The sequence below is a fragment of the Parabacteroides sp. PF5-6 genome (assembly GCF_029504695.1).
Classification (GTDB): domain Bacteria; phylum Bacteroidota; class Bacteroidia; order Bacteroidales; family Tannerellaceae; genus QVMG01.
In genome coordinates this window covers 242,517-259,497 of sequence record NZ_JAQFIN010000003.1, presented here as the reverse complement: position 1 = coordinate 259,497, position 16,981 = coordinate 242,517, and the positions used below count along the sequence as shown (strand labels likewise).

General features: G+C 50.2%; 14 protein-coding genes. 10 read left to right on the top strand and 4 right to left on the bottom strand.

Going from position 1 to position 16,981, the window contains the following annotated elements; genetic code table 11:
- Nucleotides 1-63 precede the first annotated feature (63 nt).
- Both M2133_RS05300 and M2133_RS05295 read right to left on the bottom strand, forming a co-directional pair.
- Complete coding sequence (locus M2133_RS05300) at nt 64-654, bottom strand: DNA-binding protein (protein ID WP_277464955.1); 591 nt, start codon at nt 652-654, stop codon at nt 64-66.
- Nucleotides 655-948: 294 nt separating this feature from the next.
- Nucleotides 949-2,136, bottom strand: coding sequence for a pyridoxal phosphate-dependent aminotransferase family protein (locus tag M2133_RS05295; RefSeq protein ID WP_277464954.1), 1,188 nt, complete (start codon nt 2,134-2,136; stop codon nt 949-951).
- Nucleotides 2,137-2,335: 199 nt separating this feature from the next.
- Between M2133_RS05295 and M2133_RS05290 the strand changes: the two genes are divergently transcribed.
- Complete coding sequence (locus M2133_RS05290) at nt 2,336-3,307, top strand: diacylglycerol kinase family protein (RefSeq protein WP_277464953.1); 972 nt, start codon at nt 2,336-2,338, stop codon at nt 3,305-3,307.
- Here the strand turns inward: M2133_RS05290 and M2133_RS05285 are convergent.
- Complete coding sequence (locus M2133_RS05285; RefSeq protein ID WP_277464952.1) at nt 3,292-4,002, bottom strand: methyltransferase; 711 nt, start codon at nt 4,000-4,002, stop codon at nt 3,292-3,294. The genes M2133_RS05290 and M2133_RS05285 overlap by 16 nt on opposite strands.
- Before the next feature lie 111 nt (nt 4,003-4,113).
- Here M2133_RS05285 and lon point away from each other — a divergent pair, with 111 nt between their 5' ends.
- Nucleotides 4,114-6,552: an endopeptidase La gene (gene lon / locus M2133_RS05280; protein ID WP_277464951.1), complete on the top strand. Its 2,439-nt coding sequence runs from the start codon at nt 4,114-4,116 to the stop codon at nt 6,550-6,552.
- Nucleotides 6,553-6,710: 158 nt separating this feature from the next.
- Here lon and fabD read toward each other — a convergent pair whose 3' ends face one another.
- Nucleotides 6,711-7,592, bottom strand: a complete 882-nt coding sequence (fabD, locus tag M2133_RS05275) for an ACP S-malonyltransferase (protein WP_277464950.1) — start codon at nt 7,590-7,592, stop codon at nt 6,711-6,713.
- Nucleotides 7,593-7,747: 155 nt separating this feature from the next.
- Between fabD and tatA the strand changes: the two genes are divergently transcribed.
- The 8 genes from tatA (at nt 7,748) to M2133_RS05235 (ending at nt 16,895) form a co-directional block, all read left to right on the top strand.
- Nucleotides 7,748-7,945, top strand: coding sequence for a twin-arginine translocase TatA/TatE family subunit (tatA, locus tag M2133_RS05270; RefSeq protein ID WP_277464948.1), 198 nt, complete (start codon nt 7,748-7,750; stop codon nt 7,943-7,945).
- Between the two features lie 9 nt (nt 7,946-7,954).
- Entirely contained in the window at nt 7,955-8,806 is an 852-nt protein-coding gene (gene tatC, locus M2133_RS05265) for a twin-arginine translocase subunit TatC (protein WP_277464947.1), read from the top strand.
- Nucleotides 8,807-8,957: 151 nt separating this feature from the next.
- Nucleotides 8,958-9,950, top strand: a complete 993-nt coding sequence (locus M2133_RS05260) for an isoaspartyl peptidase/L-asparaginase (protein WP_277464945.1) — start codon at nt 8,958-8,960, stop codon at nt 9,948-9,950.
- Between the two features lie 359 nt (nt 9,951-10,309).
- A complete protein-coding gene (locus M2133_RS05255; RefSeq protein WP_277464944.1) occupies nt 10,310-11,419 on the top strand; it encodes an efflux RND transporter periplasmic adaptor subunit in 1,110 nt (369 codons plus the stop codon).
- Nucleotides 11,420-11,425: 6 nt separating this feature from the next.
- Entirely contained in the window at nt 11,426-14,569 is a 3,144-nt protein-coding gene (locus M2133_RS05250; protein ID WP_277464942.1) for an efflux RND transporter permease subunit, read from the top strand.
- A 10-nt stretch (nt 14,570-14,579) separates the two neighbouring features.
- Nucleotides 14,580-15,983 (top strand): TolC family protein, encoded by a 1,404-nt coding sequence (locus tag M2133_RS05245; protein ID WP_277464941.1) that lies wholly within the window; start codon nt 14,580-14,582, stop codon nt 15,981-15,983.
- 210 nt (nt 15,984-16,193) lie between these two features.
- Nucleotides 16,194-16,559 carry a hypothetical protein gene (locus M2133_RS05240; protein ID WP_277464940.1) on the top strand — a complete coding sequence of 122 codons (366 nt, stop codon included), beginning with the start codon at nt 16,194-16,196 and terminating at the stop codon, nt 16,557-16,559.
- A 36-nt stretch (nt 16,560-16,595) separates the two neighbouring features.
- The gene (locus tag M2133_RS05235) at nt 16,596-16,895 is read left to right on the top strand and encodes a PAAR domain-containing protein (protein WP_346843230.1); all 300 of its coding nucleotides are present in this window, start codon (nt 16,596-16,598) and stop codon (nt 16,893-16,895) included.
- Nucleotides 16,896-16,981: the final 86 nt, after the last annotated feature.

Here is a 16,981-nt window from a genome sequence, read left to right as displayed (position 1 = left end):
TCTCGTTTGATCCGATCATAAAAAAAGGAGTTTACCCGATCGGGTAAACTCCTTTTTTAGGATTTAGTGTGATGGGGCAAGGACATAGATCTTATGGGATTTCATGCCCGAAGAGGCGATCAATCCATCCGCCACAAAACAATCGATGTCTTTCCGGGCCTGATAGCGCGAGCAATGATTCAACAACGCATATTTCGAGATATTGATATACCCGTAGTTTTTCAGATGGGCGATCATCTGTTTCTTACGCTTCTCCTGTGAGTGAAGAGCCGGAGATGCTTTGATCTGCTCAAATTGAGCCTCGCGCAGTTTCTTCTTTAAGGCTTTGCTGCATCTGAAATTAACGCCGTCCGCCTCAACCCGGACCGTTTTCCCGGCCTCTTTCTCGATCAGCGAGCTGCGGAGCGATAAAGAAAAGGTGCCAATGTCCTCCAATTCAAAATTATAGCCGTAGATCAATGACTTACCCAGATATTTCGCTGTCGCATCCAATACCGCTTTGATCTGAGCGGAATTGACCCCCAACTCCCGCAATTCATAGCAGATCTCCTGCAAACGGATGGTTCCTTTGGTGTGTACACGGGCCTGTGGCCGACTGTCTTCCGGTTGTTCCCCCGGAAGAGGAATTTCATAAAGGCTGAATCTTACGTTCATAGTTCGTTCTTTTATTGTTAAACCATACGGATTATTTTACTGTCCATGGGCATCGACAGTACTGTCCATGCCCTTCATTAGTACTGTCGATGCCCTTCGTCAGTACCGACGAAGCCCATCGACAATAACAGAGTCCGGTGTAAATATAATGAAAACCCGGGAGAAATTCCTCCTAATCCCGGTAACTTTTAGCTGTGGAGCGAAAGAATAAAGGATCGCCCTCTATTATCATCAAGGATGAATAGGGGTGATCCTTTCAGGATCTCTTGCGATGTGGGATTGAAAGCTGTTTTGTTATTTGATGATCTGATGCTTCTTGAATACGCGTTCGATGGTTTCCAAAGCGAAGTCCAGCTGTTCTTTCGTATGGGTAGCCATCAGTGAGAAGCGGATCAACGTATCCTCGGGCGCGACGGCGGGCGTAACCACGGGGTTGACGAATATACCGGCGTCGAGCAGTTCGCGCACAACCATGAAGGTCAGGTCGTTGTTGCGGATAAACAAAGGGATAATAGGTGTGGAAGTATGCCCGATCTCACATCCCATCGTGCGGAAACCGTCGAGGGCGTAATGGGTCAGGTCCCATAACTTCTGGATCCGTTCGGGCTCGTTGATCATGATATCCAACGCGGCGCTGGCGGCAGCCGTAGCGGCCGGCGTATTGCTGGCGCTGAAGATGTACGAGCGGGAGTTGTGACGGATATAATTGGTAACCGCTTCGTCGCCGGCGATAAATCCGCCGATAGAGGCGAGGGATTTACTGAACGTGCCCATAATCAGGTCTACGTCGTCGGTCACGCCGAAATGGTCGCAGGCGCCGCGTCCCTGACGGCCCAGAACGCCCAGTCCGTGGGCTTCGTCGACCATAAGGCTGGCGTTGTATTTCTTTGCCAGTTTGTTTATTTCCGGCAGATTGGCTACGTCGCCTTCCATGCTGAATACACTGTCGGTAACGATCAGTTTTATTTTGTCCGGGTCGCACTTCTGCAATTGCTTCTCGAGCGACTCCATATCGTTATGCTTGTATTTCAGTTTGGTGGAGAACGACAGGCGGTGTCCTTCGATAATCGAAGCATGATCCAATTCATCCCAAAGGATATAATCTTCGCGTCCTGTCACACAGGATACAACGCCCAGGTTGACCTGGAAGCCGGTTGAATACACGATCGCGTCTTCTTTGCCGACAAATTCGGCCAGACGTTTCTCGAGCTCGATATGTATATCTAATGTACCATTCAGGAAACGGGAACCGGCACAGCCTGTTCCGTATTTGCGGATTGCGTCGACCGCTGCTTCTTTTACTTTCGGATGGTTGGTCAGTCCCAGGTAGGCGTTGGAACCAAACATCAGGACTTTCTTCCCGTTAATGATCACCTCAGTATCCTGATCGCTTTCGATCACCCGAAAGTACGGATAGATCCCCGCGGCTTTCGCCCGTTGAGGCGCGTCGTATTTTGTTAGTTTCTCTTGTAAAAGTTTCATATTGTCTAAAGAGAATTATGTCTTGATATGTTATTTTCTTTGAAAGAGTTATCGTAATAGCACTGTACACTTTATCTACTAAATGAACAGGTTTTCGCAAAGCCAGCCGCAAAATTAGTAAAAAAAACACTTCTGTCGGTTGAAATGGCTCAAAAGTTTTATAAATGCATTAAATTTGTTCACTAAAAGTTAAGGTGACATGAGTGAAGCGCGCGAAAAGGTACAAGCAATTATCAATCCTATCTCAGGCGTAGGATCGAAACGCAAGATACCGGAGATGATACAGGATGAGTTCCCGATTGATCAATATGAGTTGAAAATCTCTTTTACCGAATATGCCGGGCATGCCAGTGAACTGACGCGGCAGGCGATAGCGGAAGATACGCATATCGTGCTGGCGGTGGGGGGAGATGGCACGATCAACGAAGTAGCCCAGTCGATGATTCACTCGGACGCTACCCTGGGCATCATCCCGAAAGGTTCAGGAAACGGCCTGGCGCGCGAACTGCATATCCCGATGGATGTCAAGAAGGCATTGGATGTGGTACAGAAAGGACATATCACGACCATCGACAGTTGCAAAGCCAACGGCCGGGTTTTCTTTACCACCTGTGGCGTCGGTTTCGATGCGGCGGTCAGCCAGAAGTTTGCGTATGAGAAACACCGGGGATCATTGACCTACCTGAAGAATACCGTAGAAGAGTACCTGAGTTATAAACCACAGGTCTACGAATTACTGATCGACGATACGATACGGGAAGAAAAAGCTTTTCTGGTGGCCTGCGCCAATGCCTCTCAATATGGGAACAATGCCTTTATCGCTCCCCTGGCCAATATTGAAGACGGACAGATGGATATCACTATCTTATCCCCGTTCACCCCATTGGATATCGCTCCATTGTCTATTCAGCTCTTTACCAAACAGCTCGACCGCAACAGTAAGATCAAAACACTGAAAGGAAAAGAAGTAACCATCATCCGGCAGGAACCGGGCATCATGCATCTCGACGGGGAACCGGTAGAGGCAGAGGCGGAGATACGGATCTCTGTTGTGCCCAGTTCCTTGAAGGTGTTCACCCCCACGGAGATTCCTTTCACCGAGGAAGTGTATAACTTCTTCGGACAGGTCACCCGCTTCTTCGACAATCGATTGCCTTACATCTTCAGGTAAAAATCCCGGGTCAGCGTTTCGTATGCTTCAGTGTACCGGTGTCTTTCGATTTCAATCGTCAGGCATTCCGGCGCGTAATCCGGATTGGGGGTAGGGGATAATTCGACCAGTATTCGTTTGACCGGCGTATGGGGCGTTGGAGAGATATTCGTTTGACGGATTCGGTGTAATTGGTTGGCTGCGGATACTTCGGTGAGCTTCTGATCCTGTTCGACCGGCAAGATCAACGCGATCCGTCCTTTTTCGGAGAGAAGCGGTACACTTCCGGCGATTAGCTCTTCCAGCGGCAACAGTTCATCATGCCGGGCTTTACTTCTTTTCTCATCCGGGCTTTTCAGTGACTGACTGAAATACGGCGGATTGGAAACGATCAGATCAAACGTCCCACCGGCAGAGTCGTAGTCGGCAAAAGCCGAATGACAGACGCGGATCTGCCCGGCAAAAGGTGAATCGAATACATTGCGGCAAGCCTGCCTGTACGCACTCTCATCGATATCGATGGCCTCAATCTGCGCCGTGCTCCTTTGGGCAAGCATCAAAGCAATCAAACCCGTGCCGGTTCCCACATCCAAAATCCGCTGCGTACCCCCAACCCGCACCCACGCACCCAGAAGGACGCCGTCGGTTCCTACTTTCATCGCACATTGATCATGAAAGACTGTGAATTGTTTGAAAGCAAAAAAAGGATTCGCCATAGTCTTGAGATTATCCGGAGCAAAAATAGTAACAATTGAACGAAATGATGTAACTTTGGCACGCTTATTGCTTTTTTGGTGTGCGAACAAAGCTAAGAGCAAGAAAACAAAATGAAAGAGAATAAAGAATTTCTATTCAGTGATATGGAAAATATGATAATGCCTGTAATCATGGAGTGCGATGCGGACGACGACTTTACCCAGGGAATGGATCGAGTCGGCGAGCTGGTGCCTATCCTGCCGTTACGTAATATGATTTTATTTCCGGGAGTAGCTCTGCCGGTCATCGTCGGACGTGTGAAATCGATGCGACTGATCAAAGAAGCGGTGAAAAAGAAGAAGATGATTGGCGTAGTCTGCCAGAAAGAACTGGAGACGGAAGAGCCCGGTTACGACGATCTATATAATATAGGTGTAGTGGCCAGTATCGTACGCGTCTTGGAAATGCCCGACGGGAATACGACAGTCATTATCCAGGGAAAGAAACGCTTTGAACTGCAAGAGATAACAACCAGCGAACCTTTCCTGAACGGACGAATCAGAGTCTTGGACGATAGTCGCCCGGAGAAAGACGATCCGGAGTTTCAGGCACTTGTCTCTACCATAAAAGACTTAACGATCAAGATGCTGGCCGCTTCTAACGAGCCGGCACGCGATCTGATCCATTCGTTCCGTAACAATCAGAATGTGACGTATCTGGTGAATTTCTCCTGCAGTAACCTGCCCGTGACGGCGGAAGAGAAACAATCCCTCTTGCGGATCGATGATTTGCGCGATCGGGCTTATCGTCTGTTGTTCCTGTTGAACCGGGAGTTTCAGTTGCTTCAACTGAAGGCTTCTATCCAGATGAAAACCCATGAGGATATCAACCAGCAACAACGGGAATACTTCCTTCAGCAACAGATCAAAACGATCCAGGAAGAGCTGGGCGGCAATATCAATGAATTGGAGATCAAAGAGCTGCGCGAGAAAGCTGCCCTGAAGAGCTGGCCGGCTTACGTAGGCGAAGCCTTTGAAAGAGAACTGCGCAAGCTGGAACGTTTGCATCCGCAATCGCCCGACTACTCCATCCAGACGCAATACGTACAAACGATCATCAACCTGCCCTGGCAGGAATATACTACGGATAACTTCAACCTCAAGCACGCCCAGAAGGTATTGGACAAACAACATTACGGCTTGGAAAAGGTGAAAGAGCGAATCATCGAACATCTGGCGGTCCTGAAGCTGAAAGGCGATATGAAGTCGCCGATCATCTGTCTCTATGGCCCTCCGGGTGTGGGCAAGACCTCGCTGGGACGATCCGTCGCTGAGGCGTTGAACCGCAAGTATGCCCGAATCTCCCTGGGTGGCTTGCACGATGAAGCGGAGATCCGCGGACACCGCCGTACCTATATCGGTGCAATGAGCGGACGGATCATTCAGAACCTCTTGAAAGTAGGAACGTCCAATCCGGTCTTTGTATTGGACGAGATCGATAAGGTCTCCAGCAACTTCAAAGGCGATCCGGCTTCGGCTCTATTGGAAGTGCTCGACCCGGAACAGAACAATACCTTCCACGACAACTACCTTGATATCGATTACGACCTGAGCAAGGTCATGTTTATCGCTACGGCAAACAACCTGAATACGATCTCTCAGCCGTTGCTCGACCGTATGGAACTGATCGAAGTGAGCGGTTACATCATGGAAGAAAAGGTAGAGATCGCCTATCGTCACCTGATCCCGAAGCAACTCGACGCACACGGCATCGGGAAAGATATCATCAAGTTCCCGAAGAAAACCATCCAGAAGATTGTCGATGCCTATACCCGCGAGAGTGGGGTAAGGGAATTGGATAAGAAGATCGCCAAGTTGATGCGTAAGCTGGCCCGGAAGATCGCTTCCGATGAGCCGGTACCCGCCCAGCTTCTGCCCGAAGATCTCTATGAATACCTGGGCGCGGAAGAATACGCGCGCGACAAATACCAGGGAAATGATTATGCCGGAGTCGTTACCGGACTGGCCTGGACGGCTGTCGGCGGCGATATCCTCTTTATCGAAGCCAGCCTGAGCAAAGGCAAAGGCGGCAAACTGACCATGACGGGAAACCTGGGTGATGTGATGAAAGAGTCGGCTATGCTGGCGTTGGAATATATCCACGCGCACGCGGCATTGTTTGATATCCCCGAAGAGATGTTCGAGAACTGGAATGTGCACGTGCATGTTCCCCAGGGAGCGATCCCGAAAGACGGACCGAGCGCGGGGGTGACGATGGTCACTTCCTTAGTATCCGCTTTCACCCAACGTAAGGTAAAGAAGAACCTGGCCATGACCGGCGAGATTACCTTGCGCGGAAAAGTGCTTCCCGTAGGAGGCATCAAAGAAAAACTGTTGGCAGCCAAACGTGCCGGCATTAAAGAAGTCATCCTGTGCAAAGAAAACCGCAAGGATGTGGAAGAAATCAATGGCGACTACCTCAAAGGCCTAACCTTCCACTTCGTCGAAGACATCAGCGAAGTCATCAACCTCGCGCTATTAAAGCAGCGGGTGGAGAACCCACAATTTTAGTTGAAAGTTGAAAGTTGAGAGTTGAAAGCGGACTCGGCAAGCCTCGTTTGGGAGAGCTTTCAACTTTTAGCATTTAGCATTTAGTCTTTAGCTTTCAACTTTCAACTCTCAACTTTCAACTAAAAAAAAGGAACAACCCTTTGGGTCGTTCCTTTTTTTTATTGTTTGCCTTCTGTTGTTGCTGAGCGATCAATCTTCTTAATCAATCCTTGCAAGACGGCACCCGGGCCGAGTTCGATGAAATGATCCGCGCCGTCGGCGATCATATTCTGTACGGTCTGTGTCCAACGTACGGGAGCGGTAAGTTGCGCGATCAGGTTCTTTTTGATCACTTCGGGATCGGTTGCCGGACGGGCGTCTACATTCTGATAAACCGGGCAGATGGGCGTGTTGATCGTTGTCGCTTCGATAGCAGCAGCCAGTTCTTCGCGCGCCGGTTCCATCAACGGTGAGTGGAAAGCACCGCCAACATTCAGTTTTAAGGCTCTCTTTGCACCGGCTTCCAGCATCTTGGCACAAGCGGCTTCGATTCCCGGAACGGAACCGGAGATCACCAATTGTCCCGGACAGTTGAAGTTGGCACAAACCACCACCTCATCGGTAATGCTCGCGCAGATCTCTTCTACCTTTTCATCCGGCAATGCCAATACGGCAGCCATGGTCGACGGAGTCAATTCGCAGGCTTTCTGCATCGCCTGTGCCCGTTTGGATACCAACACCAATCCATCCTCGAAAGAAAGAGCTCCGGCAGCTACCAAGGCAGAGAATTCACCTAAGGAATGACCGGCGGTCATATCCGGTTGGAACTCTTCGCCCAATGATTTGGCTAAGATAACCGAATGCAAGAAAATTGCCGGTTGTGTCACTTTGGTTTGCCGTAAATCCTCATCCGTACCCGAAAACATCAGGTCGGTGATGCGAAAACCAAGGATTTCATTCGCTTTCTCAAACATCTCTTTGGCCAACGGATTGTTGTCGTACAGATCCTTGCCCATTCCTACAAACTGTGCCCCTTGACCGGGGAATACATACGCTTTCATATTCTCTAAGAATTTTCTAATTTCAGATTTTTAAGACCGTGCAAAGGTAATAATTTTGGAATACATGGGCCGTTTTCTCTTTCTAATTGTATCTTTGCCTACGAATTTGTGGCGCAAACAAACAGCATATTAACTAATTAAATAAATAATCTATCATGGACAATTTACTATTCTTAGGCAACCTGGGCACAGGTGAAATTATCATCATTGCATTGATCGTATTGTTGTTATTCGGCGGACGCAAGATACCCGAATTAATGAAAGGCCTGGGTAAAGGCGTGAAGAACTTCAAAGACGGTGTGAAAGGCCTGGAAGACGAAATCAAAATAGACGATACAGACGACAAGAAATAAGCCGAAGCGATGCAACAACAAGATGAAATGTCGTTCTGGGATCACCTGGAGGATCTCCGTTGGACTATTCTTCGTTCTTTAGCGGCGCTTTTAGTATTTATGATTGCTTTCTTCGCGTTTATGCGGGGAGAGCATGGTCTGTTCCATGGCGTAATCATGGCGCCCACTCGGGGAGACTTCATTACCTATCAGTGGTTCTGCAAGGCCGCCAGCTTTTTTGGGGTAGAGAGCGATTTCTGTGATACCGGTTTTACAATACATGTCTTTAATATCAAACTGGCATCCCAGTTCTTTACGCATATGACTACCTCGTTCTGGCTGGCGTTGGTATTGACTTTCCCGTATCTGATGTTTGAGATCTGGAAATTCATCAGCCCGGCGCTCTATGAGAACGAGAAGCGGAGTGTCAGCCTGGTGTTTATGTTTGGTACGGGTATGTTCTTTATCGGATGTGCCTTGGGTTACTTTATGGTATTCCCCGTTACCCTGCGTTTCCTGGCAACCTATCAGATCAGTGAGGCGATCACCGAGCAAGTCTCGCTGGAGTCCTATATGGATAACTTCCTGATGCTGATCTTTATCATGGGAGTGATGTTCGAGATGCCGCTTCTGTCGTGGCTATTGTCCAAACTGGGACTGATCAACCGCGGCTTGTTCCATACCTATCGGCGGCACGCGATTGTCGTATTGTTGATCCTGGCAGCTGTGATCACGCCCAGTGGCGACCCGTTCACGCTGATGATCGTATTCGTCCCGCTTTACCTCTTGTATGAGCTGAGCGCCTTCTTTGTCAAGCCGGCGCCACCGGAAGAGGCCGACGATGACGAGAACGACGAACGGCTCCCGGCGACGGTGGATTAAAGAGAAAGTAAGGGGTTTAAAGGGCTTAAGGGGCTTAAGGAGTTTAAGGGACTTCTGCCCCCTTAACCCCCTTAATCCCTTTAAACCCCTTATCCCCCTTATCCCCCTTAAATCCTTTATCCCCCCTTAAACCCCCTCAAACTAAATTATTATGAGAACCTTCTTTCTTTTCAGCCTTTCTTTCTTTTTGTGTGTAGCTTCTGTCATGCAGGCGCAAGAGCGTGAGTATGTTTTAGCCATCCACGGTGGTGCCGGGGCTATGGGCGCTTTGGCGGATAATCCTTCGCAAGCGGAGGCTTATTACGCCGCCTTAGACTCCGCCTTGCTGATCGGCGATCGTTTATTGGCCGCAGGCGAAGAAGGTCCTGTGGTGGTGATGGCCGTTGTGAATTACCTGGAGAATAACCCCTTGTTTAATGCCGGCAAAGGTGCCACGGTGACCGAAGAGGGTCGTTTCGAACTGGATGCTTCCATCATGCTGGGCAAAGACCTTTCGGCGGGAGCCGTCGCGGGCGTGCGCACGGTGAAGAACCCCATCAATGCCGCTTATGCCGTAATCACGGCTTCGCCCCATGTGTTCCTGAGCGGTGAGGGTGCCGACCGGTTTGCCGCCGAACAAGGGCTGGAAACGGTCGATAACCTCTATTTTATGACACCTAAAACGATGAAATGGGTCGAAGAAGTCAAGCAGAAAAGCGGCAAGAACGGCACCGTCGGCTGTGTGGTCCTGGATAAACAAGGCAACCTGACGGCAGGAACCAGTACCGGAGGTATGTATCGCAAGAAATGGGGCCGCATAGGCGACGCCCCGGTGATCGGCGCCGGAACCTATGCCGATAACCGCAGTTGTGCCGTCTCCTGCACCGGCCACGGCGAATATTTCATCCGCCACGTCGTTGCCTATAACCTTTGTGCCCGCTACAGCTACCTGGGCGAGACCATCGAAGAAGCCGCCAATCATATTATTCATACCGATCTCAATACCCACGCCGGCAACGGTGGCCTGATCGCCATCGATAAAGGCGGCAACATCGCTATGCCCTTCAATAGCGGCGGCATGTTCCGCGGTTTTCTCTACAAAGAGAAAAACAATGTGCAAGCCGTTAAGAAGGTAGGCATTTGGGACGAATTTGTGGAGAGATAAGCCCCTTTTTATGACGAATTAAAGGAAAGAAGCTCATAAACCGGCTTCTTTTCTTTGTTTGATAGCTGTGAAACAGTTGTTCGACAGCTATGGAACAGCTGTTTGACAGCTGTCGAACACGTGTTTGATAGCCGTCAAACAAAAAAAACCGGACGGCCATCCCCAAATTCCCCGGAAAAAATAAACAATAACACACGGATTAATACAAAAGATTGAAGAGAACAACAGGGGGTTGATTCGCGAATTTTTAGTACTTTTGCACGGGTTAAAAAAAGATTGAAGGTTATATTTCTAAATGAGAGAATGAGAACCAAAGGCTAAGAGTAATTGCCATAATTTCTAAACTTTATATTTCTAAAATGAAAACAAGAACAATCATTTTCGGGATGATGACGGTATTTGTCATGGTTGCCTGTGGAGAGAAGTCTGCGCAAGGCAATATACAAAAAGAGCCGTCGGCTTATCCTACTTCTTTGTTGAGCGTGCAGAGCGTTCAGCTCGAGTCCGTGTATCCTGTTACTGTTAAAGGTCAGGAAGATGTTGAAATCCGGCCGCGTATCGATGGCTTTATCGATGCGATCTACATTGATGAAGGTTCGGTCGTGAAAAAGGGACAGTTGATGTTCAAGATCAACTCCCCGCAGTCCGAACAGGCGCTGACTACGGCGGAAGCGGCGTTGAACAGTGCCGAGGCACAGGTGAATACCGCCAAATTGAATGTCGACCGTATCCGTCCGTTGGCCGAGAAAGGTATCGTGAGCCAGGTGCAACTGGAGACGATGCAGAACACCTATGCCACCGCGATGGCCGCGAAAGCCCAGGCGGAAGCGGCGTTGAAGAATGCCAAAGCGACTATTGGCTGGACGAACGTGAGCAGTCCGGTGGATGGGGTGGTCGGTCCGATCGCTTATCGGTTGGGGAGTCTGGTAAATAGCCAGAACACCTTGACTACGGTTGCCAACACCCGCAATGTCTTTGCTTATTTCTCGCTGAACGAGAAGGTATTGATGGAATTCCTCTCCACACTGGAAGGAACGACGCAGGCAGAGAAAATAAAAAACGCGCCGGAGGTGACACTCACCCTGGCCGACGGAACGGTCTACGCCGAAAAGGGACGGATCGAAACGATCACCGGTACGGTGAACGTAACGACCGGCTCGGCTAACTTCCGTGCGGAGTTCCCCAACCCGGAAGGGCTTTTGCGGAGCGGAGTCAGTGGCAAGATCATGATTCCCCGTACGCTGGACAACGTGCTGGTGATCCCGCAGAAAGCGACCTTTGCCCAGCAGGATAAGATCCTGGTGTATAAGGTACAGGGGGATGTCGTAGAGCAGCAGATTATTACCGTATTGCCTACGCCCGACGGCAAGAGTTACGCGGTGACCAGCGGCTTGAACGCGGGCGACCGGATCGTTACCGACGGCGTAGCGACCATTACAAATGGCATGAAGATTAAAATAAACAACTAAAGACAGATGTTAAAGACATTTATAGACCGACCGGTATTATCTACCGTCATCTCGATCCTGATCGTCGTATTGGGCGTGATCGGGTTGGCGCTTTTGCCGGTCGAGCAATACCCGAATATCGCACCGCCGACCGTACAGGTCTCGACTTTCTATTCCGGTGCGAATGCCGATGTGGTGATGAACAGTGTGGTGATCCCGCTCGAAGAAGCGATCAACGGGGTGGAGGGCATGACGTATATGACCTCCTCCGCCTCCAACAGTGGTATGGCAAGTATCACCGTATATTTCGAACAGGGCATCAATCCCGATATCGCGGCGGTGAATGTGCAGAACCTTGTCGCCCGCGCTACGCCTTTATTGCCGCAGGAAGTGACCCAGGTAGGGGTGACCGTGCGCAAGCAACAGAGCAGTACGATCATGATGATCTCGCTCTACTCGGAGAATCCCGATTACGACCGTACGTTTATTCAGAACTATGCCAATATCAACGTGCTCCCCCAGATCAAGCGGGTGAAAGGGGTAGGTGATGCCAACGTTTACGGGGCGCAGGACTATTCGATGCGTATCTGGCTCAAACCCGACGTGATGGCTTCGTACAAGATCAGTCCCAGCGAGGTGATTGCCGCCTTGCAGGAACAGAATATCGAAGCGGCTCCCGGCGAATTGGGACAGAATAGCGACCAGAGCTTCCAATATACATTGAAATACACCGGACGACTGAAGTCGGCCGAAGAGTTTGGTAACGTGATTATCCGTTCACAGAACGGGCAAATCCTGCGGGTAAAAGACCTGGCGGATGTCGAACTGGGGGCATTGAACTATACCGTACTCTCTCAATTGGACCGGAAAGAATCCGTAGCGATCGGCATCAGTCAGACGGCCGGATCCAATGCCCAGGAGGTGATCGAGAACATCAAAAAGGAACTGGAGGCGGCTTCCGAAAGTTTCCCTCCGGGATTGAAGATCACCTACGTGATGGATGCCAATGAGTTCCTGAGCGCTTCGATCAATAAGGTTGTTTCGACCTTGCTCGAAGCTTTCCTTTTGGTGTTCCTGGTGGTGTTTGTCTTCTTGCAGAATATCCGCTCGACACTGATTCCGGCGATTGCCGTGCCGGTGGCTATCGTGGGCACGTTCTTCTTCCTGCAATTGTTTGGCTTCTCGGTGAACCTCTTGACGCTGTTCGCCCTGGTGCTTGCCATCGGGATTGTGGTCGACGATGCCATTGTGGTGGTCGAGGCGGTGCATGCCCAACTCGACTCCGGGGTGAAGAATGCCCGCGAGGCGACATTGATCGCCATGAAAGAGATTGCGCCGGCGATCGTTTCGATCACCCTGGTGATGTCGGCGGTATTTATTCCCGTCAGCTTTATCGGCGGTACCTCGGGTGTGTTCTATCAGCAGTTCGGCTTGACCCTGGCGATCTCTATTATGATCTCGGCAGTCAACGCCCTGACCCTGAGTCCCGCCCTCTGTGCCCTTTTCCTCAAACCGCACGACGAAAGCGCGCAGAAGAAAAAGAACCTGATCGAACGCTTCTACGACGCGTTCAACAGAGGCTTTACGGCGGTGACGAACACTTATAAATCGATCCTGCTCTACCTCGGTAAACGCGGACACCGCTGGATTACGGTAGCGATTATTGCCGTCAGCTCCCTGATCTTATTGGGACTGATGCGTATGATCCCCACCGGCTTTGTGCCACAGGAAGATAGCGGGGGCGTATTGGGGATGGTGACACTGCCTCCGGGCGCATCGCTGGAACGCACCAGCGAATTGATGGACCTAGTTGTTTCCCTGGCGGAAGAAGTACCCAGCGTGCAGCATATCCAGACGATCACCGGGGTGAACTTCATGAGTGGGCTCGGCAGCTCGTACGCTACCCTGATGATCAAGATGAAACCCTGGAACGAGCGTGAGATCAGTACGAACGAAGTGGCGGCATTGATGCAGCAGAAGACCGACTCGATCAAGGACGCTACCTTTATCTTCATGGGAACGCCGACATTGCAGGGCTTCGGCTTGAGTAACGGGGTGGAGATGCAGATGCAGGACCGTACCGGGGGCGATATTCATGCGTTCTATGATATCACCAACCGTTTCCTTGCGCAGATGCGCCAACGCCCGGAGGTGATGATGGCCATGACCACCTTCAATCCCAACTTCCCGCAGAAGCAACTCGAAGTGAATATGCCCAAGATCAAAGACGCCGGCCTGACACTGAGCCAGGTGATGTCGACCTTGCAGGCGTATGTAGGAAGTATGTATATCTCCAATTTCAACCTCTACGGCAAACAGTTCCGCGTGATGGTGCAGGCTGCGCCTGAGTACCGCTCGAAACTGGAAGATATGAACGGTTACTATATCCGTACCGCCTCGGGCGATATGGCGCCGGTCACCGAGTTCCTGACGATCACCGATATCACCGGACCGCAGATGTTGAATCGTTTCAATATGTACTCGTCGATGAGTGTGACGATCATCCCGAACTTCCTCGAAGGCTATAGTACGGGTGACGCGATCAACGCCGCGGCGGAAGAGAGCGCGCAGGTATTGCCAGCCGGTTATGGTTATGAATTCTCCGGCATGACGCGTGAGGAAGAAAAGAGTGGGGGACAGACATTGATCATCTTTGCCCTCTGTCTGATCTTTGTGTATCTGCTTTTGGCGGCGTTGTATGAGAGTTATATTCTGCCGTTGGCGGTTATCCTGTCGTTGCCTGTCGGGCTTTCGGGTGTGTTTATCTTCATCTTTGTGGGCATGATGGCCGGAACGGGTATTGTGAATAATATCTATGTGCAGATCTCCCTGATCATGCTTATCGGGTTGTTGGCGAAGAATGCGATTCTGATTGTGGAGTATGCGATTCAACGTCGCCAGCAGGGCATGAACATTGTCGAGGCGGCGGTGAATGGAGCCGTGGCACGTCTGCGTCCGATCCTGATGACCTCGTTTGCCTTTATCTTCGGCCTGCTTCCGCTGGCGATGGCTACGGGCGCCGGAGCGATCGGTAACCGTTCGATCGGTATCAGTGCCATCGGAGGGATGCTGATCGGTACATTGATCGGTGTCCTGGTGATCCCTTCACTCTACATCATCTTCCAGACGATGCAGGAGAAGTTCAGTAAATCAGGAATTATTAATAAGTAGAAGATAGAAGATGAAGAATATAAAGAAACACATACTACTGGGAGGGCTTCTGCTGGCTTTCGGCCTGAGCTCTTGCCAGGTAGTAAACAAATACAAAACGCCGGAGATCGAGTCGGATGCACTCTATCGCGACGTGAATCCGCAGGATACGACCACGATCGCGTCGATCCCCTGGCGCGACTATTTCACCGATCCCGATCTGCAGGTGTTGATTGCCGAAGGATTGGAGAATAATTTCGATATGCGTATCGCCACGACCCGGATCCGCACGGCGGAAGTCGGGCTGAATGTGGCGTATGGCGCCTATTTCCCTTCACTGACGCTCGTAGGACAGGCACAGCAGAACCGCATCAGCCTGACCAACGGCGAGAAAGATGTATTGGGCAATGCGTCCAACCAGTTCTCGTTGGGCATTGCCGTACAGTGGGAAGCCGATATCTGGGGGAAGATCAATCGCCAGACACGGGCGTGGTATGCGCAGTTCCTTAATACGCAGGCGTATCGGAACCTGGTACAGACCTCATTGATCGCCAATATCGCTACGTCGTATTATTCCCTTTTGGCGCTCGACGAGCAGTTGAAGATCACCAAGGAAACGATCGAGCTATTGAAAGAGAGTGCTTCCACAATGGAAGAACTGATGAAGGCGGGTATGTTGAACGGTGCCGCGGTGCAGCAAAGCCGGGCGTTGCTCTACAGTACGCAGGTGTCGGTGCCCAACCTGGAGATACAGATCCGCAAACTGGAGAATACGCTCTCCGTCTTGATTGGACGTAATCCCGGACCGATCGTACGCCGTACGTTAGACGAACAAACCGTGCCTTCCTCCCTGCAACAGGGTGTGCCGGTGCAGATGTTGGCCCGTCGTCCCGATGTACGTCAGGCGGAGCTCTCGTTCCGTTATGCCTTCGAGATGACCAATGTGGCGCAGGCGTCGCTTTATCCTTCGATCACGCTGAGCTCCGGCTCGATGATCGGTTACGGCGCCACCTCGCTCTCCGAATTATTGAAGCCCGAACATCTCTTTGCCAATATCATCGGTGGACTGACCCAGCCGCTCTTCGCCCGTGGCCAGTTGCTCGGCCAGTTGAAGATCGCCAAGGCACAGCAGGAAGAAGCCTTGCTCTTGTTCCAGAAAACGGTCTTGGCTGCCGGACAGGAAGTGTCGGACATCCTCTATACCTTCGAGTCGTCATTGACAAAGAATGCGCTGCGTGCCGAACAAGTGAAATCGCTCGACACCGCCGTTTACTTCACCCAGGAACTGCTCAAAGCCGGCGAAGCCAATTATACCGAAGTGCTCAACGCCGAACAAAACCTCCTGCAAGCCCAACTCGGCCAGGTAAGCGACAAACTCGAACAGCTCCAGGCCTCAGTCACATTGTACCGTGCCCTGGGCGGCGGAACGGAATAATAAGCAATAAAGAATATACTTGGAGAATGGAGAAAGGAACTGCCCTTTCTCCATTCTTTTTGTAAATACCCCTTTCAACCCCTCTGTGAGGGCTATTCTACTATATTTTTATGCATAGAAAAAAGATAGTGATGGAATAATTACTAACTTTCCGGCGTGAAGTAATACAAATCAGCCTATCAATTACAAATTTTTAAAAATGAAACAATTATGAAACAAACATTTGATGAAGAGAATAAAGTGATTACGATAGAAACCCCTGGCGGATACAAAATCACTATCAGTGATGAAGAAAAAGAAATCAGATTAACTGATCAGAAAGGTAGTGTGATCAAAATGAATGAGCACGGAATTGTTCTTGAATCCAAAGGTGATCTGGTTCTCAAAGCACAGAAAAATATCACTATGGAATCGGGAATGGCTACAACGATAAAAGCGAAAACAAACTTGAAGTCGGAAGCCATGAATGTAGAAACAAAAGCAAAGGTTAACCTCAAAATGCAAGGCACAGCCTCTACTGAACTCTCTGCTGACGGACATACTGTTGTCAAAGGCGCTGTGGTCATGATCAACTAATTAACAATTAATCATTAATCATTAATAATTAAGAATATGCCTCCCGCAGCAAGAATAACCGATATGCATACCTGTCCGATACAAACACCGGGCATACCCCCTGTTCCTCATGTTGGCGGCCCGATTATAGGGCCGGGCGTTCCGACCGTACTGATAGGCCGATTGCCGGCAGCCGTTATGGGTGATAGATGTATTTGTGTAGGACCACCTGACACGATTGTGAAAGGTTCGGAAACAGTGATGATTGGTGGGAAACCCGCAGCAAGGATGGGAGATCCGTGTGCCCATGGTGGTTCCATAGTTCTGGGGTGCCCAACTGTAATAATAGGAGGGTGAACTGAAAGAGAAATGTCTAATTAATTGTAATATAAATGTAACTTCTTCTTTAACAAGATGAAAAATGGCGGTCGTATCTTTGCCGT